24 protein-coding genes are annotated in these 26,377 nt (G+C 73.1%); 10 read left to right on the top strand and 14 right to left on the bottom strand.

The window, feature by feature from the left end; all coding sequences use genetic code 11:
- Nucleotides 1-95: 95 nt before the first annotated feature.
- The gene (locus ACMXGY_RS13345) at nt 96-539 is read left to right on the top strand and encodes a YbjQ family protein (protein ID WP_483773476.1); all 444 of its coding nucleotides are present in this window, start codon (nt 96-98) and stop codon (nt 537-539) included.
- Nucleotides 540-577: 38 nt separating this feature from the next.
- Here the strand turns inward: ACMXGY_RS13345 and ACMXGY_RS13350 are convergent, their stop codons facing one another.
- From ACMXGY_RS13350 to ACMXGY_RS13375, 6 genes are all read right to left on the bottom strand, one after another.
- Nucleotides 578-1,240, bottom strand: coding sequence for a vitamin K epoxide reductase family protein (locus ACMXGY_RS13350; RefSeq protein ID WP_483773477.1), 663 nt, complete (start codon nt 1,238-1,240; stop codon nt 578-580).
- An 891-nt stretch (nt 1,241-2,131) separates the two neighbouring features.
- The gene (locus ACMXGY_RS13355; RefSeq protein WP_483773478.1) at nt 2,132-3,433 is read right to left on the bottom strand and encodes an MFS transporter; all 1,302 of its coding nucleotides are present in this window, start codon (nt 3,431-3,433) and stop codon (nt 2,132-2,134) included.
- A gap of 111 nt (nt 3,434-3,544) precedes the next feature.
- Nucleotides 3,545-4,288, bottom strand: coding sequence for a metal-dependent transcriptional regulator (locus ACMXGY_RS13360; protein WP_483773479.1), 744 nt, complete (start codon nt 4,286-4,288; stop codon nt 3,545-3,547).
- Nucleotides 4,289-4,324: 36 nt separating this feature from the next.
- Nucleotides 4,325-5,029: a YceI family protein gene (locus ACMXGY_RS13365; RefSeq protein WP_483773480.1), complete on the bottom strand. Its 705-nt coding sequence runs from the start codon at nt 5,027-5,029 to the stop codon at nt 4,325-4,327.
- Nucleotides 5,030-5,084: 55 nt separating this feature from the next.
- Nucleotides 5,085-6,881 carry a metallophosphoesterase family protein gene (locus tag ACMXGY_RS13370; RefSeq protein WP_483773481.1) on the bottom strand — a complete coding sequence of 599 codons (1,797 nt, stop codon included), beginning with the start codon at nt 6,879-6,881 and terminating at the stop codon, nt 5,085-5,087.
- Nucleotides 6,882-6,978: 97 nt separating this feature from the next.
- Complete coding sequence (locus tag ACMXGY_RS13375) at nt 6,979-8,445, bottom strand: MFS transporter (RefSeq protein ID WP_483776863.1); 1,467 nt, start codon at nt 8,443-8,445, stop codon at nt 6,979-6,981.
- A gap of 281 nt (nt 8,446-8,726) precedes the next feature.
- On the opposite strand from ACMXGY_RS13375, the gene ACMXGY_RS13380 reads away from it, so the two are divergent.
- Nucleotides 8,727-9,362, top strand: a complete 636-nt coding sequence (locus ACMXGY_RS13380; RefSeq protein ID WP_483773482.1) for a TetR/AcrR family transcriptional regulator — start codon at nt 8,727-8,729, stop codon at nt 9,360-9,362.
- Between the two features lie 66 nt (nt 9,363-9,428).
- On the opposite strand, the gene ACMXGY_RS13385 is transcribed toward ACMXGY_RS13380, so the two are convergent.
- The 3 genes from ACMXGY_RS13385 to ku all read right to left on the bottom strand — a co-directional run bounded on the left by ACMXGY_RS13385 (nt 9,429) and on the right by ku (nt 12,888).
- Nucleotides 9,429-11,159, bottom strand: a complete 1,731-nt coding sequence (locus tag ACMXGY_RS13385) for a hypothetical protein (protein WP_483773483.1) — start codon at nt 11,157-11,159, stop codon at nt 9,429-9,431.
- A 134-nt stretch (nt 11,160-11,293) separates the two neighbouring features.
- Nucleotides 11,294-11,749 (bottom strand): VOC family protein, encoded by a 456-nt coding sequence (locus tag ACMXGY_RS13390; RefSeq protein WP_483773484.1) that lies wholly within the window; start codon nt 11,747-11,749, stop codon nt 11,294-11,296.
- Nucleotides 11,750-11,865: 116 nt separating this feature from the next.
- On the bottom strand, nt 11,866-12,888 hold the full coding sequence (ku, locus tag ACMXGY_RS13395; protein WP_483773485.1) for a non-homologous end joining protein Ku: 1,023 nt from the start codon (nt 12,886-12,888) through the stop codon (nt 11,866-11,868).
- Nucleotides 12,889-12,990: 102 nt separating this feature from the next.
- Here ku and ACMXGY_RS13400 point away from each other — a divergent pair, with 102 nt between their 5' ends.
- Nucleotides 12,991-13,293, top strand: coding sequence for a DUF1905 domain-containing protein (locus ACMXGY_RS13400; RefSeq protein ID WP_483773486.1), 303 nt, complete (start codon nt 12,991-12,993; stop codon nt 13,291-13,293).
- Nucleotides 13,294-13,313: 20 nt separating this feature from the next.
- Here ACMXGY_RS13400 and ACMXGY_RS13405 read toward each other — a convergent pair whose 3' ends face one another.
- On the bottom strand, nt 13,314-14,006 hold the full coding sequence (locus ACMXGY_RS13405) for a response regulator (RefSeq protein WP_483773487.1): 693 nt from the start codon (nt 14,004-14,006) through the stop codon (nt 13,314-13,316).
- Nucleotides 14,003-15,139: a sensor histidine kinase gene (locus ACMXGY_RS13410; RefSeq protein ID WP_483773488.1), complete on the bottom strand. Its 1,137-nt coding sequence runs from the start codon at nt 15,137-15,139 to the stop codon at nt 14,003-14,005. The genes ACMXGY_RS13405 and ACMXGY_RS13410 overlap by 4 nt, the downstream gene beginning before the upstream one ends.
- A 198-nt stretch (nt 15,140-15,337) precedes the next feature.
- Here ACMXGY_RS13410 and ACMXGY_RS13415 point away from each other — a divergent pair, with 198 nt between their 5' ends.
- Together ACMXGY_RS13415 and ACMXGY_RS13420 are read left to right on the top strand one after the other, a co-directional pair.
- Nucleotides 15,338-16,300 carry an ABC transporter ATP-binding protein gene (locus ACMXGY_RS13415; RefSeq protein WP_483773489.1) on the top strand — a complete coding sequence of 321 codons (963 nt, stop codon included), beginning with the start codon at nt 15,338-15,340 and terminating at the stop codon, nt 16,298-16,300.
- A complete protein-coding gene (locus ACMXGY_RS13420; protein WP_483773490.1) occupies nt 16,297-17,115 on the top strand; it encodes an ABC transporter permease in 819 nt (272 codons plus the stop codon). Before ACMXGY_RS13415 ends, ACMXGY_RS13420 begins: the two co-directional genes overlap by 4 nt.
- A gap of 23 nt (nt 17,116-17,138) precedes the next feature.
- Here the strand turns inward: ACMXGY_RS13420 and ACMXGY_RS13425 are convergent, their stop codons facing one another.
- Entirely contained in the window at nt 17,139-17,837 is a 699-nt protein-coding gene (locus ACMXGY_RS13425) for a GTP pyrophosphokinase (RefSeq protein ID WP_483776864.1), read from the bottom strand.
- Between the two features lie 268 nt (nt 17,838-18,105).
- Between ACMXGY_RS13425 and ACMXGY_RS13430 the strand changes: the two genes are divergently transcribed.
- Together ACMXGY_RS13430 and ACMXGY_RS13435 are read left to right on the top strand one after the other, a co-directional pair.
- A complete protein-coding gene (locus ACMXGY_RS13430; RefSeq protein WP_483773491.1) occupies nt 18,106-20,817 on the top strand; it encodes an ATP-dependent DNA ligase in 2,712 nt (903 codons plus the stop codon).
- An 86-nt stretch (nt 20,818-20,903) separates the two neighbouring features.
- Entirely contained in the window at nt 20,904-21,395 is a 492-nt protein-coding gene (locus ACMXGY_RS13435; RefSeq protein WP_483773492.1) for a nitroreductase/quinone reductase family protein, read from the top strand.
- 6 nt (nt 21,396-21,401) lie between these two features.
- On the opposite strand, the gene ACMXGY_RS13440 is transcribed toward ACMXGY_RS13435, so the two are convergent.
- Nucleotides 21,402-22,070, bottom strand: a complete 669-nt coding sequence (locus tag ACMXGY_RS13440) for a GntR family transcriptional regulator (RefSeq protein ID WP_483773493.1) — start codon at nt 22,068-22,070, stop codon at nt 21,402-21,404.
- A gap of 52 nt (nt 22,071-22,122) precedes the next feature.
- Here ACMXGY_RS13440 and ACMXGY_RS13445 point away from each other — a divergent pair, with 52 nt between their 5' ends.
- A complete protein-coding gene (locus ACMXGY_RS13445) occupies nt 22,123-23,379 on the top strand; it encodes a hypothetical protein (protein ID WP_483773494.1) in 1,257 nt (418 codons plus the stop codon).
- On the top strand, nt 23,376-24,617 hold the full coding sequence (locus ACMXGY_RS13450; RefSeq protein ID WP_483773495.1) for an amidohydrolase: 1,242 nt from the start codon (nt 23,376-23,378) through the stop codon (nt 24,615-24,617). Before ACMXGY_RS13445 ends, ACMXGY_RS13450 begins: the two co-directional genes overlap by 4 nt.
- Before the next feature lie 19 nt (nt 24,618-24,636).
- Here the strand turns inward: ACMXGY_RS13450 and ACMXGY_RS13455 are convergent, their stop codons facing one another.
- Nucleotides 24,637-25,494 (bottom strand): alpha/beta hydrolase, encoded by an 858-nt coding sequence (locus ACMXGY_RS13455; protein ID WP_483773496.1) that lies wholly within the window; start codon nt 25,492-25,494, stop codon nt 24,637-24,639.
- A 401-nt stretch (nt 25,495-25,895) separates the two neighbouring features.
- On the opposite strand from ACMXGY_RS13455, the gene ACMXGY_RS13460 reads away from it, so the two are divergent.
- Nucleotides 25,896-26,303 carry a VOC family protein gene (locus ACMXGY_RS13460; RefSeq protein WP_483773497.1) on the top strand — a complete coding sequence of 136 codons (408 nt, stop codon included), beginning with the start codon at nt 25,896-25,898 and terminating at the stop codon, nt 26,301-26,303.
- Nucleotides 26,304-26,377: the final 74 nt, after the last annotated feature.

The raw sequence follows: 26,377 nt of genomic DNA on the forward strand, positions 1-26,377 counted from the left end.
GCCCGATTCTACCGAGCCCTGCGGCGTCCGACGGCGGCCCGAGCGGACGCCCGGCGGCGGTCCGTGCGCCGAGCCGCCGTGGCAGGATGTGCGTCGTGATCGTGGTGACGACCAACGAGGTTCCCGGGTACCGCATCGACGCCGTCCTCGGCGAGGTGATGGGCATGACCGTGCGCAGCGCCAACATCGGCGCCAACTTTGTCGCGGGCTTCCGCGCGATCGGCGGCGGCGAGGTGAAGGAGTACACGCAGCTCGTGTACGAGTCGCGCCAGGAGGTCATGCACCGCATGGTGCAGGAGGCGCAGCGGCGCGGCGCAAACGCGGTCGTCGGCATGCGGTTCGACACGGGCGAGATCGCGCAGTCGTTCTCCGAGGTGTGCGCGTACGGCACGGCCGTCGTCGTGAGTCCGATCCCCGCCGGTCAGCCCGGCGCGACGGCGCAGTCCGCGCACCAGGCGCAGGCAACACCGGCTCCCCCGCAGGGCGCCGGGCACCCCTACCCGCAGGACGCGGCGCCCGACCAGCCCGCCTGGGGCTGACCCATGTCGTCTGGCGCGAGTCGCCCACGGGCGTCGCGTCAGAAGAGCGAGACGATGATCGGGCCCTTGACGAGCAGGATCCACGCGACGAGCGCGACGTAGCCGATCGCGAGGAACAGGTGCCGGTTGCCCACGAGGGTGCGGCGCACGCCGTCGCCGGCCGGCAGGTAGCCCTCCTGCACCGCGTGGACCACCTGGTACCAGAACAGCGGGATCATGGCGAACCACACGACCATGCAGTAGGGGCACATCGCCGAGATGGCGTACATCGTCGTCCAGATGAGGAAGAGGATCAGCCCCATCCCGAGCGTCGTCCCGCCCAGCAGCGCGAGCCAGTACCAGCGGGGCAGCCGAGCACCGACGAGCACGACGACGCCGGTCGTGATGACCACCGGGAACGCCGCCACACCGAGCAACGGGTTGGGGAACCCGAGGAGCGCCCCCTGCCAGGAGTCCATAGCGTCGCCGCAGTCGAGCAGGGCGTTGACGCTGCACGACGCCACGTGGTTCGGGTCCGCGAGCTTGAGGAACTTCTCGATCGCCAGCGCCGCCGACCCGGCGAGACCGATCGCGCCGAGGACCACGAGCAGCCAGCCCATCGTGCGAGAGCTGATCGGGCGCGGACCGTCCGGCTGCAGCAGCTCGTGGTCGTCGTCGGGCGCAGCGGAGAGGCTCGCACCGGCGGTGGCGCTCTTGCTCACGGGGACGCTCCTCGTGGGGTCACCGGCTCGCGCCGGACGTCACGCGCGCGCACGGCGGTGCGCGCACGGCACAACCTACCGCGCGACGCTGGGACACCGCTGAGAGACCGCCGAGGTAGAACGCTGGTCGCGCGAAGTAGAACCGCGGTCTGCCGAGGTAGAACCGTGGTCACGCGAGGTAGAACCGTGGTCTGCCGAGGTAGAACCGTGGTCACGCGAGGTAGAACCGTGGTTCCTTGTCGGACGGCGCGGGTCGCCCTGGGTGTCGGGGTGGGTGGGGGCGCCGCGTCTACCATCCGCGCCGCTCGTTCCTCGCGGCGCCCCCGCCAGGCCCGACCACGACGCGGCGCCCCCACCCACCCCTCCCGGCGTCGTCCCACCCTGGTCTGTGCTCACCCGGGCACGACCCGCGGTGTCGCGCCGAGCATGTCGTTGCGGCTCGTCCTGAGCGCCTGACGGGCGACAACCGCATGCTCGACCCGCCGGGACCGCATGGTCACAACGAGTCCAGGCGCGAACCGAGGCCCCGGTACGGTCGCCGCGCACCCGTGCGCGGCCGGTCCGGCCGTCGTCGGACAGCAATTCTACCTTGGCCGACCACGGTTCTACTTCGCGCGACCACGGTTCTACCTCGGCAGGGTCGCGGCCGGGCGTCCGCCCGGGTGAGGTGATGGCTGAGCGGGTGGGGCGGCGTCGGATGCGAAGGGCGTCAAGGCCGCGCTCCCAAGACCCACGCCCGACAGGCCAGGGTGACGGCGCGGACAGCCCGAGCAGCGACGCCGCCCCGCACGCGGACCCGACCACGAGCTGCCCGACCCAGCCCAAACACCTACGCCGCCCCGCACGCGGACCCGACCGCAGAGCCGCCCGGCCCAGCCCGAGGACCGAGGATCAGCTCGCCGAGGTCAGTCGGTCCGCGACAGGTGCGGGGGCGTCGTCCGACAGGGTGGCGACGACGACGCCGGCGGGGCGGCGCCCGACGACGAGGATGATCCCCAGGCCGAGGACGGTGAGGACGACGCCCGTCCACGCGGGCGCGAGGTAGCCCCAGCCTGCCGCGATGACGAGACCGCCGAGGAACGCGCCGTTGGCGTTGCCGACGTTGAGTGCCGAGTGGCACAGCGCGGCGCCGAGCGACGGTGCGGAGGGCGAGAGGTCCATGAGCCGGGTCTGCAGGGAGAGCCCGAGCACCTGCGACGTCACGCCGAGCAGGAAGAGCGACAGGACGGCGGGCACGGGGTGCTGGCCGGTGAGGGCGAAGAGCACGAGCGCGAGGCCGGTCGTCGCGAACCCGAGGTAGACGGTGCGCATCACGGAGCGGTCGGCGAGCCTGCCGCCGAGGACGGTGCCGGCGGTCATCCCCACGCCGAAGATCGCGAGCACGAGAGGCACCGCGGCCGCCGCCAGGCCCGTGACCTGGGTGATCGTCGGCTCGACGTACGAGTAGACGGCGAACATGCCGCCGAACCCGATCGCCGCCCCCACGAAGCCGACCCACAGCGGACCGTTGCGCAGCGCGCCGAGCTCGCGCCGCACGCTCGACGACTCGTTCCCGGCCCCGGCGGGGATGAGCCACCACAGCGCGGCGAGCGTCACGAGCCCGAGGACACCGACCACGACGAACGCCGCCCGCCACCCGAGCTGCTGCCCCGCGAAGGTGGACAGCGGGACCCCGACGACGTTCGCGACCGTCAGGCCGGTCATCATCGTCGCCACGGCGCGGCCTCGGCGCCCCGGCCCGGCGACGGCCGCCCCGACCGCTGCGCCGACCCCGAAGAACGCGCCGTGCGGCAGCCCCGCGAGGAACCGGCCGGCCACGAGCGTCTCGATGCTCCCGGCGGTCGCGGAGAAGAGGTTGCCCAGGGTGTAGAACGCCATGAGCGCGACGAGGAGCGTCTTGCGCGGCACGCGCGCGGCCGCGACGGTGAGGAGCGGCGCTCCCACCACGACGCCGACCGCGTACGCCGTGATCGCGTGCCCGGCCGTGGGGATGGACACGTCGAGGTCGGTCGCGATGTCGGACAGGAGCCCCATCGTCGCGAACTCGGTGGTGCCGATCGTGAACCCGCCCATCGCGAGGGCGAGGAGCGCCCCGGAAGGGCTGCGCATCCGGAGGGCGCGGCTCCCGGCGGAGGGAGCGTCCGAGGCAGGGGCGGGCGTACCGTCGGTCGGGGGCGTGGAGCGGTCGGTCATGGTGTCCTCGGGGCGTCGGTCGGTCGTCGAGCAGTCCTCGGAACGATGGGTCGAATCGATTCGAGGAGTGTCGGCGCCGTCGACGACGAGAATCGGGATGGAGCCGCCAGTCTAGGCGCCGACCTCGGCGCGCACGACCCACACGTGCTCGGCGGCACGCAGCCCGAGCTGCGACGGAGAGGTCGCGGGACGTGCGTCGTCGGCTGCCCCGGTCGCGCCGCCGATCGCGCCCGGCGCGGGCGGCGTCCAGACGACCGACAGGATGCCGGCGTACTCCCGGCGCTCCCGCACCTCGACGCCCGTGTCGAGCCCGACGCCGATCTCGGCGAGATAGCGCAGGACGTCGGGGTCCGCGTCGGAGATCCGCGCGACCGTCCCCCGGTCCCCCACGACGAGCTCCGCGAGCGGGACGGCCCCCGGGCGGACGACGACGCCGTCGGGCCCGGGGATCGGGTCCCCGTGCGGGTCGCGCGTCGGGTGCCCCAGCCGTGCGTCGATGCGCTCGATGAGCAGGTCGGACACGGCGTGCTCGAGCACCTCGGCCTCGTCGTGCACCTCGTCCCAGCCGTACCCGAGCTCGGAGACGAGGTACGTCTCGAGGAGACGGTGGCGCCGCACCATGGCGAGCGCGAGCGCACGGCCCCGCTCCGTGAGGGTGATCGCACCGTAGGGCGCGTGCTCGAGGAGGCCCTGGGCGCTGAGGCGGCGCACGGTCTCCGAGACCGTCGAGGCGCCCACGCCGATGCGCTCGGCGAGGAGCTTGGTCGTCACCCGCTCGTCGGTCCACTCCTGCGCGGCCCAGACGACCTTGAGGTAGTCCTGGGCGACGGCGGTGAGGTCGGTCGGGCGGTCCACGCCGACCACCCTAGGTCACGGCTCCCGGACGGTGCCTCAGGACGACGGCGCCCGGACGACCTCGAGCCGCACCTCGACGGTCCCGTCGTCGCGCACCTGGACGGGTGCGTCGGGAGGGACGGCGATGCCGAAGTCGGAGAACGTGACGCCGATGGCACCGCTCGCGACCAGGCCCTGCGCCGACCGCCGGATCTCGAGCGCGACGGTCACGGGCTGGGTCTCGTCCCGCAGGGTCAGCGCACCGACGGCCTCGAGCTCGACGGGCTGCGTCGTCGCCTCGAGCTCGCTCACGTCGAGCGGTGTGGTGAGCGAGAAGAGGGCCGTCGGGTAGAGGTCGGTCTCGAGCGCCTGCCGGAGCTGCCGGTCGGCGGCTGCCGACCCGGTCCGGATGCTCGCCACCTGGGCGGTCACGTTCGCGGCCTCGAGCTCCCCCGCACGTACCGTGAACGTGCCCTCGACGTCCGAGGTGACCCCGAGCAGCACCGAGTCGTCCTCCGGGACGTCCGTCCGCACGGCGCGGAATCCCGCCTCCGACCCGGTCCCGACCACCCAGTCGCCGTCCACGTCGAACGGCCCCGGCTCGGGCGGGGCCGCCGGCGCCGTCTCCTCCCCCGGTGGCTGCAGGCCGAGCGGGGGCGGGGTCCGTCCCTCCTGCACCTCCGTGTAGACGAACGGCGCGAGGAGCACCACGACGAGCGCAAGGACCACCGACACGACGATCCAGCGCGTGGACCTGCTCATACGCCCCATCCTGCCGCGTCGCACACGCTGTCGCGAGGACCGACGCGCACCCGTATCAGCCCTCGGTGGCGGGGAGGTCAGCCGGCTCGTCGGCGGGCACCTCGCCCTCGGGTGCTTCGACACCCTCGTCGGTCACGTCGGGTGTCGCGACGCCGGACGGCGTCGGCCACGCGATGCGCGGCCACACCTTCGCGGACTCGTCGACGCCGATCTGCACGAGCTGCCAGTCCACGATGCGCCGCCGCTCGGGGTCGAACCGCAGGACGGTCATCTCGGCCGTCCCCTTGAGCGGGCCGACCCGCAGCTGGTCCTTCACCGCACCGGCCGTGCTCCCGCTCACGTACCGCACGCCTCCGCCCATCCGCTCGGGCCCGGACCGCGTGTGCATGTGGCCGGAGATCTGGTTCGGCACACAGCCGGAGTCGAGGGCCTCGTTGCCCATGCGGGGCGTGTGGATCATGAGGATGTCGATGCCCTCGCCGTCCTCCTCCTCGGCGCAGGCGACCTCGGTGAGGCGCGTGGCGTACTCCTCGGGAGTCTCCTCGCGCGGGGGCTGGCTCCCGAGCCCGAGGCGCGTCTCGAGCGGGTCGCGGTCCCCGAGGATCCGGATGCCCTCGACCTCGACCACCTGCCCGTCGAGGACCGTCTGCCCGTTCGCGCGCTCCTGCGCTGACGTCTCGACGCTGTCGTGGTTGCCGTCCGCGACGACCATGGTCGCGCCCTGCGGCACCGCGGACGCGAACGAGTCCACGCAGAAGGACTCGACGGTCGTGCCGTTCATCGTCGTGTCGCCCGCGTTGAGCACGATCGAAGCCCCCGAGCGCTCGGCGACCGTGCGGATGAGCGGGGTCATGCCGGTGTTGCAGTGCAGGTCGCTCACGATCAGGAGCGTGACGAGGTCCTCCTCCGCGGCGGGCGTCTCCTCGGTCTCCCCGTCGGCCGTCGGCTCGTCGGCGTCCGTGCCCGACGCCGGACCACCGGTCGCCGTGCCGGCATCACCCTCACCGGTCGGCTCGTCGGGCGTGGCGCCGTCCGCGGGGTCCTCGTCGGTCACCGGGGCGGCCAGCCGCGGCGCGGTCAGCCGCTGGATCCGTTCGCGCCGGTCCCACGCGGCGACGAGGTTGGTGTTCGCGCGGTCGTAGAAGTCCTCGTTCTCGCGGTACAGGTCGATGAGCAGGGCGCCGTACGTGTCGACGACGCCGGCCAGCCGGCCGGTGATGCGGGCGCCTTCGAGCGGCGTCCCGTCGAAGACGGCCGACGCGCGCTGGGAGGGTCCGCGCGTCGCGCCGGGGTCGCTCGCCGCGAGCGACGCGGCGACGAGCGACACGAGGACCACGCTCGCCGTGATCTCGTAGGTCCGCGGCGCGACGCGTGCAGCCAGCTCGTGCCGCCGAGCGGCGCCGAGCAGGAGGTACAGCCCTCCCCCGGCGGCGGCGGCGACGAGGACCGCGAAGCCGGTGCGGCGCAGCGCGTCGACGACGAGCGCCCGGGCGACGGAGCCGATCGTCTCCTGCGGGCCGCCGAAGAAGCGCAGGTAGTCCTCGAGGTCCTGCGAGAGCCCTTCGAGGGTGTCGGCCTGGCCGACTGCCGTCAGGTCGGCCGGGATCTCCTGGACCGTGACGTCGGCACCGAGGTTGATCGGCAGCGGCGAGTCGATCTGGAGCGTGCCCAGCGGGCCGAGGTCGACGGTCACGAGACCGTTCGTCGTCACCTCGTAGAGCGCCTCGTGCGGCCCGAGGCTGCGCTCGGCGGTCGCCGTCGTCACGCCCCAGACGACGCACGGGACGAGCGCGAGGAGGATGCCGAGGGTCCAGCGGACCCAGCGGGGCGGGGTGCGGTGCGGACGGCTCATCACCGCCCAGCCTCCCGGATCAGGCCCGGCGCCGCCAACCGCACGGTCGGGGACGGCGGGACCGGGCCACCTCCGGGAGTGCTGGAAGGCCGCGGCGTCAGGACTTCGCGCCGCGCAGCGTGACCAGCGCCACCCCGGCCGCGACGAGCATGAGCACCACGCCGATGAGCGACGTCACGCCCACGCCGCTGCCGAACGCCGCGTGCGCGGAGTCGAGCAGCGCCTGGGCCTGGCCCGTGGGCAGGGTCGACGCGACCTGCGTCGCGCCGCCGAGCGTCTCGGCCGCCGCGACGGCGTCCGAGGCGGGCACCCCGGCCGGGACGACGACGTTCGCGTGGTACGACGCCGTGAGGATGCTCCCGAGGACCGCGGTACCGAGCACGGCGCCGACCTCGTACGCGGTCTCGGAGATCGCGGACGCCGCGCCCGCCTTCTCGGCCGGGACGGACGAGACGATCAGGTCGTTCGACACGGTCTCGGCCGCGCCGACCCCGAGCGAGAGCACGACGAACGCCACGATCAGCAGGACCAGCGTGCTCTCGCCCGCGCCCGTGGCGACGATCGCGTAGCCGGCGGCGGAGAACAGCAGCGCGACCGCGACGACGTGCGCCGGGCGGACGCGCCGCACGACCCGGACGACGCCCAGGCCCGCCACGATCATGACGACCAGCCCCGGCAGGAGCGCCAGGCCTGCCTGCATGGGCGTGAGGCCGAGCACGAGCTGCACGTCCTGCGACACGAAGAACAGGAACCCGACGAGCGAGAACACGGACAGCAGGTTGACGAGCACGGCGCCGCTGAACGCGCCGCGCGTGAACAGGCGCACGTCGATCATGGGGTCGGGACGGCGCAGCTGGCGGCGCACGAACAGGGCACCCGCAGCGAGCCCGACGACGACGCTCCCCACCACGAGCGTGCTCACGCCCGTCTTGGCGAGGGTCTTGATGCCGTAGACGACCGGGGTCATGGTCGCCATGACGAGCATGATCGAGAGCACGTCGACGCGCCCCGGCGCGGGGTCGCGCGACTCGGGCACGAAGAACGGCGCGAGTACGAGGAGCAGGACGAGCACCGGCACGGCCAGGAGGAACACCGACCCCCACCAGAAGTGCTCGAGCAGGAACCCGCCGACGATGGGCCCGAGGGCCGAGCCCGCCGCGAACCCGGCCGCCCAGATCGCGATGGCGAGCCGCCGCTCCTCACGGTCGGTGAAGACGTTGCGGAGCAGCGAGAGCGTCGACGGCATGAGCATCGCGCCGAAGAACCCCAGACCGGCGCGGGACGCGACCAAGGCCTCCGCAGTCGTCGCGTACGCCGCGACGACCGACATCGCGGCGAACCCGACGGCGCCGGCGAGCAGCAGGCGACGACGTCCGACGCGGTCGGCGAACGAGCCCATCGGCACCAGGAGGCCGGCGAGCACGAGCGGGTAGATGTCGATGATCCACAGCAGCTGCGTGCCGCTCGGGCGCAGCGACTCGGAGATCTGCGGCAGCGCGAAGCTCAGCACGGTGTTGTCGATCGACACGAGCAGCACGGGCAGCATGAGCACGGCGAGCGCCATCCAGCGGCGCGCGGCGCCGCTCGCCGGTCCGCGAGTCGCGGGCGCGTGCTGCGCGGCCGGGGTCGTCGTCACGGAGGTCGTCACGGCGAAGGGTCCTTCCACGTTTCCGACGGCGGGGCGACGCGATGGCGCCGAACTTCCAGACCGTCCAGACGGTACAGTAACGAGATTCGACCGCACCGTCATCCCGAGCACGGTGTGATGCTGCGCACCGGTAACTCCTCGCCCGACGTCGCCCAGCGGGATCATCCGTGACCTGCGGTCCTACTACCCTCGGAACCATGCCGCCGCCCCCTGCCGCCCGCGCCAAGGTCCTGCGCGCGTTCGCGTCCCTGCTCGTCGAGCAGGGCGAACGCGCCGCCACGCTCGACGCGGTCGCGGAGCGCGCCGGGGTCTCCAAGGGCGGTCTGCTCTACCACTTCGGCTCCAAGGACGCGCTCGCCGACGGCCTCACCGAGCACCTGCGCGAGCTCACCGCAGCCGACGTCGAGACGATGCGCGCCGCCCCCGCCGGCGCGGTGGACTACCTCATCCGCACGTCCACGCTCGTCGACACCGAGTTCGAGCTCGCCTACCTCGCCGTCACGCGCCTCGCGCAGGGGTCCTACCCGCGCGCCCGTGCCGCGCTCGACGGCGCGCACGACGCGTGGACCCGCGCGGTCCTCGACGAGGTGGGCGACCCCGTCGTCGCGCGCGCCATCGTGCTGCTCAGCGACGGGCTCTACGCGCACGCAGCGCTCGACGGCGGCCTGCTCAGCCAGGCCGCCGCCGGAGACGCACCGCCGCCCGACGGCGGCGGGTCACCCACGAGCGACGGCCTCGCCTTCCGCGCCCCGCGCCCGGGCGACGACGTCGAGGACCTGCTGGACCTCCTCGGCGAGCTCGTCTCGCTGCGTCGCCAGGCGGCCACGGACTGACGCCCCCAGGACGCGGCGAGGCCGGCGACGCCTCGCTCGAGACGTCGCCGGCCGCGTCGTCCGGCGCTACCAGCCGATCCAGAAGGAGACGGTCCGCTCCCGCGTGAGGAACTGGCCGTCGACGTCCGTGGTGAAGGTCACGACGGCCTCGCCCTCCGTGGGTCCGGCGGGACGGACCGCGAACGCCTGGTAGGCGCTCGTTCCCGGCGCGACCCCGGCGAACTCCCTGGTACCGAACGGTGTCACGACGCGGATGTCCGCCGCACTGTCGTCCTCGTTGACGACGCGCACCGCGACGTACGCCTTGCCCGCGAGCCGGCGCTCTCGGGCCTCGACGGAGAAGCGGGGACCAGGATCGTCGGCACAGGGATCGGCGGTCGGAGCGTCCTCGACGCGCGCGTCGTACCCGATCGAGTAGGAACGTCCTTCGGTATCGACCGTCGCGTAGAGGACCAGATCGACGTCGTCCAGACGCCACGTCGGGTCGTTCTTCGGAGAGACGGTCCCGTCGTCGTGCGTGACGAAACCCGGCCATCGATGGCGAGCCGTCCAGGGGTGGCCGAACCCGGCGTCCCCGTAGACGACCTCGTAACCGCCGCCCGGGCCCTGCCACTCGATGTAGAAGGTCGAGTTGTCCTCGGTAGCCCCCGCTGGCGGTGTCACGGAGATGTCGAGGTAGGCGACACCTTCGACGCACACCGGCTGGACGGAGACGCCCTCGAACGCGCACGACGGCCGCAGCGCCGCATACCAGCCGAGGAGGAGCTGTCCGTCGCCGTGCGGCCGCCACTGGTCGAGACCGAACGGGAACTCGTACCCCGGTGCGGCCGTCGCGACGATGCCCGCGTCCGCGCGGGTGTACGAGATCCCCTCGGTGTCGTCCGGCAGCACGACGTCGTCCGGCGTGGCCGAGCAGTCCGTCACCACCGCCGGGGTCACGGGCTCCACCGTCGTCGGCGGCACCCAGCAGGGTTCGGAGACGCCGGACTCGGTCCGGTCCAGCGCGTCGTCGACGGCATCGATCTCGACCGTCCACTCCTGCGCGGACGACCCGTCGACGGGCCAGTCGCCCCAGAAGTACCCGCTCTCGTCGATCGCGCCCTCGCCGACGACGTCGACTCCCACGCGCACGACGACCGCTGTACCGACCGGATATCCGCCGACCGACACCGACATCGACTCGCAGTAGGCGTTGACGTCGACGCTCAGGCTCGGGTCGAACCTGCACGGCTCGGTGGTCCCCGACCACGTCCGGTCGAGCGTGTCGTCAGCAGCGTCGAGGACGACGGACCAGTCGTGCGCAGTCCTCCAGTCGAGCGACCACGCGTGCCCGGAGGAGCCGTCGAACGTCTCGTCCGAGAGGACCGCCCCGTCGATCGTCGTCACGACTCGCGAGCCCGCCGGGTACTTCGAGACGGACGCGACGATCTCGCCGCACGACGCGTCGACCCACGCTGAGATCTCGGGGTCGGAGTCGCACGGAGCGGTGGTGCCGCTGTCGGAGAAGTCGCCGTCCGAGCCTTCCGGGGCGTCGACGACGACGCTCCAGTCGTGCGGTGTCGACCACTCGAGGTCGCGCCAGAAGCCGTGGGACCCGCCGAAGGTGACGGTCTCGGTCTCGCCGTCGAGGACGAAGGTCAACGTCGTTCCGTCGGGGTACCCGTCGAAGCTGACGGAGAGGGCGTTGCAGTAAGGCTGGACGTACTGGGTTGCGGCGACTGCGGGGGTCGCGGTGGCGACACCCAGCCCGCCGAGGGCCAGCACCGTCCCCAGGGCGCCGGCAAGGAGCTTCTTCACTCGGTTCGTGGTCCTTCACGAGGGACGGCGCGGGCCGTCGGCGGAGATGTCGAGCGCATTCAACCAGACCTGGGGACGGTCTGGACATCCCCGACGAACCACCTGTGCATGCGCCACCAGGAGCGGCGCGGGCGTCAGCCGACGTACGCCGCCCGCAAGGGCACGAGGTCGAGCTTGCTCTGCGTCATCATCACGTCGACGACGCGCTGCACCTTCGCCGCGTCGGGGTCCTGCAGCATCGCGAGGAACTCGACGGGCACGACCTGCCACGACAGCCCGAACTTGTCCTTGAGCCATCCGCACTGGGACTCCTGGCCGCCGTCGCCGGTGAGCGCGGACCAGTAGTGGTCCACCTCCTCCTGGGACTCGCACTCGATGACGAACGACACCGCCTCGGTGAACGAGAACTGCGGCCCGCCGTTGATCGCGTCGAACCGCTGACCGGCGAGCTCGAAGTCGGCGGAGACGGCCGTGCCGTCGGGCTGGCGGAACACGTCACCGACCTTCGCGTCGGGGAAGACGCTCGCGTAGAAGGCGACGGCCTCCTCGAGGTTGCCGTCGAACCACAGGCTGGGGACTATCGCGCGCATCGTCTGCTCCGCTCCTCGGTAGGTCTCGGCCGGCCGGCCGCCCATCCGTACGACGGGTCGGGCGCGCCGAACTCATCGGCGGCGTCCGCCGCGGGCGGGCGGGCGGCCGCGGCCGCCTACGCCGACGCCTTCTTGCGCGTCGTCTTCGCCGCGGTCGACTTCTCCTTGGACGCCGTCGAGCGGCTCGCGCTCTTCTTCGCCGGAGTCTTCGCGGGGCTGTCCTTCGCGCTGCTGCTCTTCGAGCGGGTGCTCGACCCCGACGACGAGGCGGCCTTGCGGGTCGAGCCGCCCTTCGACGTCGTGCCCGAGGAGCCCGAGCCGGAGCCCTTCGACGACGACCCTCCCGACCGCGCGCTCTTCGACGACGCGACCGACTTGCGCAGTGCCTCCATGAGGTCGATGACCTCGGCGCCCTCGCCCTCCTCCGCCTGCTCGCCGAACGTCTCGGCGGTGTCGAGCGCGTCCCCCTGCTCGATCTTCGCCTCGATGAGCTGGCGGAGCTGGGCCTGGTACTCGTCCTCGTAGTCCTCGGGCGTGAAGTCCGCCTCGAAGCTGGCGACGAGCTGCGACGACATCGCGAGCTCCTTCTCCGTGACCTTCGCCTCGTCGTCGAGCGACGGGAACGCGGCCTCGCGCACCTCGTCGGCCCACAGCAGCGTCTGGAGCACGAGCACGTCGTCTCGCACGCGCAGCGCGGCGAGGCGGGTGCGCTGGCGCAGCGCGAACTTCACGATCGCGGTGCGGTCGGTCTCCTCGAGCGTGCGCCGCATGAGGACGTACGCCTTGTTCGACTTGGAGTCCGGCTCCAGGTAGTAGCTGCGGTCGAGCAGCATCGGGTCGATCTGCTCGCTGGGCACGAACTCGACGACCTCGATCTCGCGGCTGCGCTCGGCCGGGAGCGCCGCGAAGTCGTCCTTCGTCAGCACGACGGTGCTCTCGCCGTCGTCGTACGCCTTGTCGATGTGCTCGTACGGCACCACCTCACCGTCGATCTCGCACACGCGCCGGTAGCGGATGCGCCCACCGTCCTTGTCGTGCACCTGGTGCAGCGGCACGTCGTGGTCCTCCGTCGCGGAGTACACCTTGACGGGGACGTTGACGAGACCGAACGTGATGGCGCCCTTCCAGATGGCCCTCATCCGTCCATGGTGGCTCCCGGCACGCGCGTCCGCGAGCCCATACCGGCCCCGGACCTCGGAAAGGTCGTGACCGTGTGGGTGCCGCGCGGGACGATGGGACGCATGACGGGGACGCGGTACGAGTTCGAGACCGAGCTCTGGCGGTGGGAGGCACGCACCGACAGCTGGGTGTTCGCCGCCCTGCCCGAGGACGTGAGCGACGAGATCGCGGAGCTGCCGCTCCCGCCCGCGGGGTTCGGCTCGGTCAAGGTCGAGGTGACGCTCGGGGCGCAGCGCTGGTCGACGTCGGTCTTCCCCGACGCGGGCCGCAAGACGTACGTCCTGCCCGTCAAGGCCGCCGTGCGCCGCGCCGAGGGGGTGGACGTCGGGGACCGCGTCCGGATCGGCGTCCAGACCATGCTCTGACGCGTTCTCCGAGCGTCCCCTCAGCCGAGGACGCCGTGGTGCAGTGCGCGCAGCACCGCGCGCGTGCGGTCCCGCGCCCCGAGCTTGAGCAGCAGGGTCGACACGTGGTTCTTCACGGTGCCCTCCGCGAGGAAGAGCGCGTGCGCGATCTCCCGGTTCGAGTACCCCGCGGCGACGAGGCGCAGCACCTCGAGCTCGCGCGCGGTGAGCTCCTGGACCAGCACCGTCCCGTCGGGCTCGTCGTCGACGGAGGCCGCTCCCCCGCGGACGGCCCGCAGGAGCCGGTCGGTGATCGACGGCTGGACGAGCGTCCCGCCACCGGCGAGCGCCCGCACCGCACCGGTCAGCTGCTCGAGCGTCACGTCCTTGAGCAGGTAGCCGCGCGCTCCTGCGCGCAGCGCACGGAGCACGAGCTCGTCGTCATCGAAGGTCGTGAGCACGAGCACGGGGACGTCCAGACCGCTCTCGCGCAGCGCCTCGAGCGCCCAGATCCCGTCGTGGCGCGGCATGCGGAGGTCGAGCAGCACGACGTCGGGCGCGTGCTCGCGCACCGCCGCGAGCGCCGTCATGCCGTCCTCGGCCTCCGCGACGACGTCGATGTCCGGCGCGAGCCCGAGCAGGCTCCGGATGCCCTGCCGCACGAGCGTCTGGTCGTCGACGAGCAGGACCCGGATCATGGCCCTGCTCGCGGGGTCGGTCGCGCTGCCGCTCACCGGGCCGCCCCTCCGTCGGCGAGCACAGGCTCGGCCGCGAGCTCGACCTCGACCCGGAAGCCCGACCTGCCGTCGAGCCGCACGCTGCCGCCGTGGGCTCGCACGCGCTCGGTGAGACCCCGCAGGCCGTTGCCCGGCTCGACACGGTACGCCCCGCGCCCGTCGTCCAGGGCGACGAGGCGGACGGTGCCGTCCCGGGCGTCGACAGTGATGGTGAGCTCGGTCGCGTCGGCGTGCCGGATCGCGTTCGTGACGATCTCCTGGACGGCGCGCACGAGCACGACGGTCTGCTCCTCGTCGACCGCGACGTCGTCGTCCACGAGGACGTGCACGCGGGGCGAGCCGACGCGCTCGACGAGCGCCTCGATCGCCTCGCGGAGGCGGGGCGCTCGGCGCCGCAGCTCCCCCACGGTCGCGCGCACGTCGGCCAGGAGCTCGCGCGCTACCTCCTTGGCGCGCAGCACGTGCTCGCGCGCCCGCTCGTCGTCCTGGTGGCTCGCGGTCTCGAGCTCGAGGGCGAGCACCGTGAGCTGGTGCCCGAGCACGTCGTGCAGCTCGCGCGCGATCCGCAGCCTCTCGTCGGAGCGGGTCGACTCGTCACGCAGGACGGCCGCGGCGCGCAGCTCGACGTGGGCCGCCGCGAGCTGCTCGCGCATGCTGCGTTCGCGCTGGAGCGCGAGCGTCGAGCCGACGCTCGCGACCTGGAGGAGAAGGTAGATCACCCCGGAGAGCAGCGCGTCGGTGAGCGACGCCCGGAGGCCGACGGAGACGCTCACGACGACGACGTTCACGACGACCACGGCGGCGGTCACCGGCACCGGGACCACGTACACGCTCAGGGCCGCGACCGCGACGAGCAGGATCGGGAGCCACCCCGCCCCGGGAGCCGTGAGCACCAGGACCCCGACGAGCACGACCTGGACGGCCAGCAGCGCGTACGCGCGCGGCGTCGCGAACCGTGCGCCGAAGACGAGCACCACGGTCACGACGACGAACGCCGCGAACACGGAGAGCCAGGCGCCGACCGGGATGGTCATCGCCTCGCGTGCGGCGACCGGGACGAGCGCACCGAGACCGAGGACGACGACGAGCATCGCGACACCCGCCCACGTCTCCGGATCCCTGCGCCCCATCCCTCCACCCTACGGACCGCCGTCCCCGGCGCGACGTGCCGGAAGTCACGGTCGGCACCGGTGACGACCGGCACGCGCGCCCGGCACCTCGCGGTCCCTAGCGTCGAGAGCGGCCCTCGGGACCCAGGGGCGTCACCACCAAGGCGACGGACAGACCCGGCGAGGACCAGGCACAGGCCGGACGAAGGGACGTGGACCGTGACGAGCGCCGTCGACGCGAGGAACCTGACGAAGCACTACCGCGGCAGGCACGGCGAGAAGGTCGCGGTGGACGACGTGAGCGTCGTCGCCGCGGAGGGCGAGGTCCTCGGGATCCTCGGGCCCAACGGCGCGGGCAAGACGACGACGGTCGAGATGGTCGCCGGGGTGCGCCGGCCCGACGGCGGGTCGGTCCGGGTCGCGGGGCTCGACCCCTTCACCGATCGCGCCGCGGTGCGCAGCCTGCTGGGGGTGCAGCTCCAGTCCGGTTCCCTGCACGACGCGCTGACCGTGCGCGAGCTGGCGCACCTCTACCGCACGTTCTACCGGACCGGCCGGGACCCCGACGAGCTGATCGACACCCTGGGCCTCCACGAGCAGCGCGACGTGCGGTACGCGAAGCTCTCCGGCGGGCAGCAGCAGCGGGTCGCCATCGTCGTGGCGCTCGTCGGCGACCCGCGCGTCGTGATCCTCGACGAGCTCACCACGGGCCTCGACCCGCAGGCCCGTCGTCAGGTGTGGGCAGTCGTCGAGTCCCTGCGCGACGGCGGCGCGACCGTCCTGCTCGTCTCGCACCTCATGGAGGAGGTCGAGCGGCTGTGCGACCGCGTCACCCTCCTCGACGACGCGCGCGTCGTGGCGCACGACACCCCGGCGGGTCTTGTGGCAGGTGCGGGGCTGGACCAACGGGTGCGGTTCCGGGTCGCCGAGCCGCTCCCGGCCGCGCTCCTGGACGCCGTTCCCGGGGTGGACGGGGTCGAGGTCCGCGGGGAGCAGGTCGTCGTGACCGGCCGTGGCGAGCTCCTCCAGGAGGTGAGCACCGCGCTCGTGCGTGCGGGCGTCGTCGCGACCGAGACCCGCCTCGAGCGCGCCACGCTCGACGACGCCTTCCTCGCCCTCACCGGCCGCTCGCTGGCGCAGGACGGCCCCGTGCACCCCACCGAGAAGGAGACCGTCCGATGACCATCACCAGCCGGACCACCACAAGCCAGTCCCCCACGGGCCAGACCGCCCGGACCTCGTCCGGTCCAGGCCCACGGGCGTGGGCGGCGCTCGTCGTGGCCGAGGCGAAGATGGTGGTACGCGACACCGCCGGCCTCGTCATGCCGTTCGGGATGCCGCTGCTCATCCTCGTCATGTACGGGATCAGCGACGCGACCGAGATCGTCCTCCCCGGCTCGGACGGTCGCACAGCGTTCGACGTGTTCGTCGTGCCGGTCGTCCTCGCGATCGTCGTCGGCATCGTCGGCGTCATCAACATGCCGAGCTTTCTCGCCTCGTACCGCCGCACCGGGGTCCTCAAGCGTCTCTCGGTCACCCCGGCGTCGCCCGCGATGGTCCTCGTGGCGCAGGTCGTGGTGAGCGCCGCCCAGACGGCGCTCGGCGTCACGCTCGCGCTCGTCGTCGCGACGGCGGCGTTCGACGCCCAGCCGCCCGCCTCGCCGTGGGTCGCGGTGGGGGTCTTCGCGCTCTCGGCGACCGCGATGTACGCCGTGGGGATGCTCGTCGCCGCGGTCTCGCCCACGCCGAACGCCTCCCTCGCGATCGGCCTCGTCGCGTTCTTCGCGTTCGGCGCGACGGGCGGCATGTTCGGCGACGTGTCGAACCTGCCCGAGCCGGTCGCCCGCGTCGGTGAGCTCCTGCCGTTCGGTGCCTCGGTGCAGGCCCTGGGCGACGCGTGGGCGGGTCAGCCCGTGGAGGCCTTGCACGTCGCCGCGCTCGGCGGGGCCGTCGTCCTCTGCGCGCTGGTCGCGGCACGATTCTTCCGCTGGACCTGAGCGACGCCACGACGGCGAGCGCGTCAGCCGTCGTGGCGTCGTTCGTGGAACGCCTCGTCGGCGACCTGGGCGGTGCGCATGAAGGTCTCGATCATCTCGCGCGGCGTGACGAGCGCGTCCGTGCTCTCGACCGGCTCGGGCGCGCCCTCGAGGCCGCGGACCTCGTCGTGGATCCGCTCCATGGTCGTGTCGAGGGTCGCGGCGACGTCGGCCGCGAGCTTGAGCGCGTCCGTGAGGTGCTGCGGGACGTCGCGCTGGTACTTGTAGTAGATCTTGTGCTCGAGGCTCGCCCAGAAGTCCATGGCGATCGTGCGGAGCTGGATCTCCACCACGACGTCCTCGACGCCGTCGGACAGGAAGACCGGCACCTTGACGATGAGGTGCAGGCTCTTGTAGCCGTTCGCCTTGGGCCGGGCGATGTAGTCGCGCTCCTCGAGCACCGTCAGGTCGCGCTGGCCGACGAGCAGGTCCCGCACACGGTAGATGTCGGAGACGAAGGCGCACGTCACGCGCACGCCCGCGACGTCGAACATGTGCTCCCGCACGGCGTCGGGGGTGAGCGGGATCCCCTTGCGCCGCGCCTTGGCGACGATCGAGTCGAGCGACTTGAGCCGCGAGCCCAGGTGCTCGATGGGGTTGTCGTCGTGGACGTGGCGGAACTCGTCACGCAGGACCGTGATCTTCGTCATCACCTCGTCGATGCCGAACTTGTACGTCATCATGAGGCGCCGGAACTCACGGACGCGGGGACCGATCTCCGCGGGGAGCGGCACGTCGTCGGTCGTCAGGTGCGTCACGGTGTTCCTCTCGGTTCCTGCCATCGGTCGGGCGGTGCCGGACGGACCGGTCGCCTCCTCCAGTGTCCACGGTCGGGGGCGTCGAGAAGTTCCCGCGAACGTCCCGTCGGGCGGGTCGTCGGTCCCTGACCCTGGACGGCCCCGGCTGCTCTCCGGCGCGCGACCTCGACTCCCGCGCGCCACGATGGGCCCCATGGCCACCTCCTCGAGCCGTAGCGCAGGCGAGACGGTGAACGTCGACGGCCACCGCCTGCGGCTCACGAACCTCGACAAGGTGCTGTACCCCGCGACCGGCACGACGAAGGCGGACGTCCTCGCGTACCTCGCCGCCGTCGCCGACGTCATGCTCCCCCACTGCGCGAACCGTGCCGCGACGCGCAAGCGCTGGCCCGACGGCGTCGACGGACAGGTCTTCTTCCAGAAGAACGCCGGCCAGGGCGTCCCGTCCTGGGTGCGCACCCGCCGCATCCAGCACAAGAACAGCGCGAACGACTACGTGCTCGTCAACGACCTCGCGACGCTGACGTGGCTCGGGCAGACCGGCTCGCTCGAGCTGCACGTGCCCCAGTGGCAGTTCGGGCGCACCGGCGCGCACCTGAACCCGGACCGGCTCGTGCTCGACCTCGACCCCGGACCGGGCGCCGGCCTGCCCGAGTGCGCCGAGGTCGCGCGGCACGCCCGGCAGATCCTCCAGGGCATGGGCCTCGACCCCTTGCCCGTGACGAGCGGCTCCAAGGGCATCCACCTGTACGCCGCGCTCGACGGTAAGCAGGACGCGGCCGCGGTCTCCGCCGTCGCGCACGAGCTCGCGCGCTACCTCGAGGCCGAGCACCCCGACCTCGTGGTGAGCGACATGAAGAAGTCGCTGCGCGGCGGCAAGGTGCTCGTCGACTGGAGCCAGAACAACGGCAACAAGACGACGATCGCGCCCTACTCGCTGCGCGGTCGCGAGCACCCGACCGTCGCCGCACCCCGCACGTGGGACGAGCTCGACGACCCGGACCTGCGCCACCTCGACAAGGACGAGGTGGTCGAGCGCGTCCGCACCCTGGGAGACCCGCTCGCCGCCCTCACCCAGGGCCACCTGTCCGCTCTCGAACCCACGCCCGAGCGCATGGCGACGTTCGAGCGCAAGGGCGCGGCGTCGTCGGGCACGAACGGCGGACGCGCGCGGCGCAGCCGCGCCGCCCGGGACGACGGCGACGACGACCCCGGCGACCGACCGGACCGCCTGCAGACCTACCGCTCGATGCGCGACGCGAACCGCACGCCCGAACCGGTCCCCGACGAGGCCCCGCCCCCGAGCGAGGGCAACAGCTTCGTCATCCAGGAGCACCACGCCCGGCGCCTGCACTGGGACTTCCGCCTGGAGCACGACGGCGTCCTCGTGAGCTGGGCGCTGCCCCGCGGCGAGCCGACCGACCCGAAGAAGAACCACCTCGCGGTCCAGACCGAGGACCACCCGCTCGCGTACGGGTCCTTCGAGGGCGAGATCCCGAAGGGCGAGTACGGCGCGGGCGAGGTGACGATCTGGGACGCAGGCACGTACGAGCTCGAGAAGTGGCGCGACGGCAAGGAGGTCATCGTCACGCTCCACGGCGAGCAGCACGGCACGCGCCGCCTCGCGCTCATCCACACGGGCGGCCGCGACGGCCGTGAGGACAACAACTGGCTCATCCACCTCATGGCGCCGAAGACGGAGGGCACGTCGGACGGTCGGGGTCGGGGTCGCGGCGCGGGGGTCGGGGAGGGGGCGCCGGGTCTACCATCCGCGGCTCGTTCCTCGCCGCTCCCGCCAGACCCGCCACGACCCGGCGCCCCCTCCCCGCCCCCCGCTTCGTCGTCGTCTCACCAGGGCGCCACGCGACCCGACCACGACGAACCCACGCCGGCCCGGACGGACTGGCGGCCGATGCTGGCGTCCGTCGGGACCGCGGGGGACCTGGCCGACGGCGACGCGTGGGCGTTCGAGATGAAGTGGGACGGCTTTCGGACGCTCGCGTACGTGTCGCACGGCAAGGTCCGGCTCGTGAGCCGCTCGGGCAAGGACATGACGGTGACGTACCCGGAGCTGCAGGCGCTCGCGGAGCAGGTGCCGGCCGACGCGCTGCCCGTCGTGCTCGACGGCGAGATCGTCGCGCTGGACGCGCGCGGGCGTCCGAGCTTCCGGCGGCTGCAGCAGCGCGCGAACATCGCGAAGCCGGCGGACGTCGCGGCTGCGCGGCGCAAGGTCACGGTCGACCTCATGGTGTTCGACCTGCTCGAGACGGCGGGCCGGTCGCTCGGGAAGCGTCCGTACGACGAGCGCCGCGAGATCCTGGAGGACCTGCTCGGCGACACCCGGGCGCCGGTGCACGTGCCGCCCGTGTTCGACGGCGACCTCGACGCCGCGATGGAGACGTCCCGGCGGCTCGGGCTCGAGGGCGTCGTGGCGAAGCGGCGCGACGGGACGTACTCGTCGGGCCGTCGTTCGGCGCTGTGGCTCAAGCTCAAGCACGCGCAGTCGCAGGAGGTCGTCGTCGTGGGGTGGCGGCCGGGTCACGGCGACAGGACGCATCTCGTGGGCTCGCTCCTGCTCGCCGTGCTCGACGGCGACCGGCTCGTCTACGTGGGACGTGTGGGCTCGGGCTTCACGGACGCGGAGCGCCGCGACCTCGTCACCGACCTCGGGCGGATCGAGCGCACGACGCCGGCCGCCGTGGGCGTGCCGCGCGACGACGCGCGCGACGCGCGCTGGGTGTCGCCGCGGCGGGTCGCGGAGGTCGTCTACGCGGAGTGGACGACGGCAGGCCAGGAGTCGAGCGAGAGCGAGGGCGACGACATCCCGTTCGGGAAGCTGCGCCACCCCGTGTGGAAGGGGTGGCGGCGCGACAAGTCGCCGGACGACGTCGTCCTGGAGCATTGACTCAGCACGTCGGGAGCGGGACCGTAGGCGCGTCGACCTCCCCTCGACACCTCTTCGACACCTCTTCGACACGGGACGGGTCACCAATGTCCGAGACGTCTGCCGCTGCTCCCGGTCGCCCACCGCGGGTCCCGCCACGCTGGTTCGTGCGCTCGGCGTGGGTGGTGCACCGCGGGTACTACCGCCTCACGGGCGGGCGCCGTGGGCTCTGGAAGCCCCGCCCGCAGAAGTGGGGCACCCTCCTGCTGCGCACCGTCGGGCGTCGCACGGGCCGCGAGCACGCGGTGATCGTGGGCTACTTCGAGGACGGCCCGAACCTCGTGACCCTCGCCATGAACGGCTGGGCCGCGCCCGAGCCGGCCTGGTGGCTCAACCTCCAGGCACATCCCGACACGACGGTCGTCCTCGACGGCGCGACGCGCGCGGTGCACGCACGTGCCGCGCAGGGCGCCGAGCGCGCACGCCTGTGGGAGCGGTGGCGCGGGTACGACGACGGCCTCGACGGTTTCGCCGCGCGGCGCCCCGCGGAGACCGCGGTCGTGGTCCTGGAACCCCGCGCGGAGGACACCGCGACCTGAGGCCGGTCACGCGGTCGGGGTGCGCGCCGCGGCCTTCCGGGACGTCTCGAGGTGGCCGACGACGCGTCGCGCCGCCTCGTCCGCGTCACCCGCGCGGATCGCGTCGAGCAGGAGGCGGTGCTCGTCGGCCATCCCCGCGAGGTCCTCGTGCTGGCCGAGCAGCCACCGCGAGCGGCTCGCGGTGACGGCCGTGAGCTCGTCCAGCACGCCGTTGCCGGCGGCGGCGAGCAGCGCCTCGTGGAAGTCGGCGGCCGCGCGGCGGGCCGCGGTCCCGTCGCCGCGTGCCGCGGCGTCGTCCTCGCGCGCGAGCGCGTCCGCGAGCGCCGCCACGTCCTCCGGCGTCCCCCGCTCGGTGGCGCGGCGTGCGGCGAGCACCTCGAGCGCGGCGCGCACCTCGAGCAGCTGCGCGACGTCGTCGGGCGTGAAGGTGCGCACGACGGCCCACGTGCGGGGGCGTGGCGTGACGAGCCCTTCGGCGACGAGCGACCGCAGCGCCTCGCGGACGGGGACGCGGCTCACGCCGAGCTCGTCGGCGAGGTCGCGCTCGACGAGCCTGCTGCCGGGCGCGCGGTCGCCGTCGACGATCTGGTCGCGCAGGACGCGGGCGACGCGCTGGGCCTCGGGCTCGAACGCGGTGAGCGCGGACGTCTCGGGGCCGGAGGAGCGGGGTGACATGGCGCCATCCTCCCGGATCCGTCGTGGGACTTGTTTGGTATACCATTCTGCCATGGTGGTGAACCCTTCGCATCCCTCCGAGGCTCGCCCGAGCCACGCGCCGACCCGCACACGGCGCCGCGGGGGCACCTGGGCGGCGAGCGCCGTCGTCCTGCTGCTCGCGGCGTGCTCGCAGGCGACCCCGACCGACCCGGTCGGGCCCGACGCCACGCGGACCGCCGAGAGCACGCCGAGCGCGGATCCGAGCCCTGACCCGCTGACGCCCGGGTCGGAGTCCGAGACGGAGCCCGCCGAGGTCCCGCCGCGCTACCTCCTCGCGACCGAGTCGGAGTCCGACGGCCTCGCCGTCGTCGACCCGACGATCCGTGGCGGCAGCGCCGTGGTCGACCGGGTCGAGGTCGGCGCCGCGCCGTGGGGCATCGCCGTGCACGCGCCGACGATGCGCGCGTACGTGTCGACGGCGCAGGGCGTCGCGGTCGTCGACCTCGCCACGCGCGAGCGCGTCGACCTGCTCCCCTACCGGGACGCGCCGTCGCGCGTGGCGTTCGGCGAGTACCGCCGCGGCGGCATGGGCATCGCGGTGTCGCCGGACGGGACCCGGGTGCACGTGGCCGTCCACCGCGGCGACTCGTCGGCGCTCGAGACGATCGACGTGGCCTCGCGCGAGGTCGTCGCGAGCACCCCCGTCGGGCTGCGCCCCTTCGACGTGCTCGTCTCCGCCGACGGGGCCGAGGCCTACACGGTCGACCACGACACGTTCTCCGTGCACGTCGTCGACACGACGACGTTCGAGGCGCGCCGCATCGAGGTCGCGCCGTTCGGCACCGAGGGCGGCCTCGCGTCGTTCGAGAAGGCGCACTACGCCGTCCTCGACGACGACGGGACGCTCCTGCTCCCCTACCAGGGCCGGGTGCTCGTGCGGCTCGACCCGACGACCGGCACGACGACGACGGTCCCGTCAGGCGCCGACAGCCACCAGCACGGCGTCGCGCGCACGCCCGACGGCCGCGTCGTCGTCGTGGGCAACGGCCCGTTCGGCAACGCGACGGGCGGTCCGAACGTGTCCGTGCTCGACCCGGCGACGGGCGAGGAGCGCGTCGCTCCCCTGACCCGCCGCCACGAGACGGTCACGACGTGGACCGACCCCGCCACCGGCACCCTGCAGGCCGTGCTCGCCGGCGGCTACACGCAGGCCGAGGCGTGGGACGGCGCGACCGTCGTCGACCTCGCCACCCTCGCGACGCACGAGATCCAGATCCCCGGTCGACCGCAGGTGGTCGTCCCCCTCCCGGAAGGACCCGCCGCATGACCGCGCCCGCACCGCAGACCGCCCCCGAGACCGTCACCGTCCTCCGCGACGTCCGCCCCTGGGGCGGCGAACCGGTCGACCTGCACGTCGCGGACGGGCGCATCGCCGCGGTGACGCCGCACGACCCGGCCGGCGCGACGGCGTCGGGCACGGACGGCGCGGGCGACGGCGTCGTCGACGGGCGGGGACTGCTCGCCCTGCCGGGGCTCGTCAACGCGCACGCGCACGTCGACAAGAGCTGGTGGGGCAAGCCGTGGGTGAGCTACGGCGGCGAGGCGACGACGCAGGGGCGCATCGCGCACGAGCGCGCCCACCGCGACGAGCTCGGCATCCCCGGCGTGGACGTGACCCTGGCGGTCCTGCGGGAGTTCGTGCGTCACGGCACGACGGCGATCCGCACCCACGTCGACGTCGACCTCGGTCTCGGCCTGCGCGGCATCGAGGTCGTGCGCGAGTCCCTCGCCGCGCTCGGGGGCGCGGTGCACGCCGAGATCGTCGCGTTCCCGCAGGACGGCGTGCTCCGCCGGCCGGGAGTGCTCGACCTCCTCGACGCGGCCGCCGCCGCGGGTGCGGAGCACGTCGGCGGGCTCGACCCGGCGTCGATCGACCGCGACCCCGTCGGGCAGCTCGACGGGCTGTTCGCGATCGCCGAGCGACGCGGCGTCGGGGTCGACGTGCACCTGCACGACGGCGGCGACCTCGGGGCGTTCCAGGTCGAGCTCATGATCGACCGCACGCTGCGCGCGGGGCTGCAGGGCAAGGTCAACGTCGCGCACGGGTTCGCGGTCGGCGACGTGCCCGCGGCGCGCCAGGCCGACCTGGTCGCCGCGATGGGCGAGGCCGGTATCACCATGACGACGGTCGCGCCGATCGGCGCCGCTCCCCTGCCGGTGCACGCGCTACGCGCGGCGGGCGTCGCCGTCGGGCTCGGCACGGACGGGATCCGCGACCTGTGGTCGCCCTACGGGACGGGCGACCTGCTCGCGCTGACGACGCAGCTCGCGCGCCTGTCGCGGTTCCGCCACGACGGCGAGCTCGTCACCGCCGCGCGCATCGCGTCGTCCGACGCCGCGAGGTTCGTCGGGCGCGACCTGCACGACCTCGTCGTCGGTGCCCCCGCGGACGTCGTCCTCGTCGACGCGGAGAACGTGCCCGACGCCGTCGTGCGCGCCCCCCGACGCGCGCTCGTCGTGTCCGGGGGTCGCGTCGTCGCGCGCGACGGCGTCGTGCTCGTCTGAGCCGCTGGAGCCCCGGGCGTCAGGGCTGCGCGACCCGGGCGTGCGCGAGCGCCCAGTCGAGCGTGTGGTCGGCGACGGCCTCCCAGCCGGGGGCCGCGCACGTCCAGTGGTCGCGACCCTCGAACTCGAAGTACTCCGTGAGCGCCGGCGACTTCTCCCAGTGCTTCGCGTTCGACCGGTTCACCGAGGGCGGCATGATGTGGTCCTTCTCGCCCGCGATGAAGAGCAGCGGCGCACGGTCCGTCGAGTAGTCGACCCACGTCTCCTGGTGACCGGGCTTGAAGTTGGCGATGAGGCCGTAGTCCCACACCCAGCTGCCCGGCGCGGGGATGGCGTACCGCTCCCACACCGCGAGCGACTCCTCCTCCGTGAGCGTGTTCGTGAACGCGTAGTGGAACTCCTCCGGCGTGAAGCCCACCGCGCGGCGCCGGTTCGCGGGGTTGCGCAACGCCGGGAAGAGCGACCGCGCCTGGGAGACCGGGTTGACGCGCACGCCCTCGGTCGGCGCGGAGTTCACGACGACGCCCGCACAGCCGAGGCCGCGCGCGAGCAGGAGCTGCGTCAGCGTGCCGCCGAACGAGTGGCCCATGATGATCGGCGGTGCGTCGAGCGCCTCGACGGCCGCCGCCAGGTGGTCCACCGTCTCCGGCACGGTGAGGTCCGCGATGATCTCCGGGTTCTCGCGCAGCGCCTCCACCTCGACCTCGAACCCGGGGTAGCCCGGGGTGACGACCCTCATGCCCCGCTGCTCGAAGTGGGCGACCCAGCCCTCCCAGCTGCGTGGGGTCATCCAGAGGCCGTGCACGAGCACGACGGTGTCGGGGCGGGCGCCCGCGGGCGCCTCGCTCGGGGCCTCGGGCCTGTCGATGTCCGTCATGGTGCTTCCTCTCGTCTCACGTGCTCAGTGATCGATGACGGCCAGGAGGTCGGCGTGCACGCGGTCTCGCACGGTGTCGGAGGTCGATGCGGGCGAGCTCGAGCACGGCCGGCCGGCGCAGCTCCTCGCACCTGGCGTACAGCTCGTCCCCATGCGCCCGCTCCCATGTCTCGACCGTGCTGGCAAGACCTCAGACACCCTCCGACCACGTCGTCGGTGCTGCTTGGGTGCCGCGCGCCGGGACGCCTGCGCCGGACGCTACGGCGACGATCCCACAGCGACACCGTTCCGTCGCGCCGAGCCCTCCCGCGCTCGCGCACCGATGAGTTCGCGCCGAAGCGCTCGTCTACCCCCACGACATCCCACGGAGGGCACCACGCCCACGAGCTCGGAGGACCACCATGAGCACGCAGATCTTCGTCAACCTGCCCGTCAAGGACCTCGACGCCTCCAAGTCGTTCTACACCGCCCTCGGGTACAGCGTGAACGAGCAGTTCACGGACGAGAACGCGTCGTCGATCGTCATCAGCGACACGATCTACGTGATGCTCCTCAGCGAGGGCTTCGCGAAGCAGTTCACGAACAAGGCGATCGCCGACGCGACCACGACGACCGAGGTCATCAACGCGCTGAGCGCCGACAGCCGCGAGGAGGTGGACCGCCTCGTCGACGCCGCGTTCGCCGCGGGCGCGACGGCCGTCAAGGACCCGCAGGAGGAGGGCGGGTTCATGTACTCCCGCAGCTTCGCCGACCTGGACGGCCACCAGTGGGAAGTCCTCTACATGGACCCGAGCGCCCTCGAGGGCTGACCCTGCCAGCCGAGGCAGAACCCCGGTCCGCCGAAGGAGAACCGTGGTCCGCCGAAGTAGAACCGTGGTGGGAA

The sequence above is a fragment of the Cellulosimicrobium sp. G4 BAM 1002 genome (assembly GCF_057126935.1).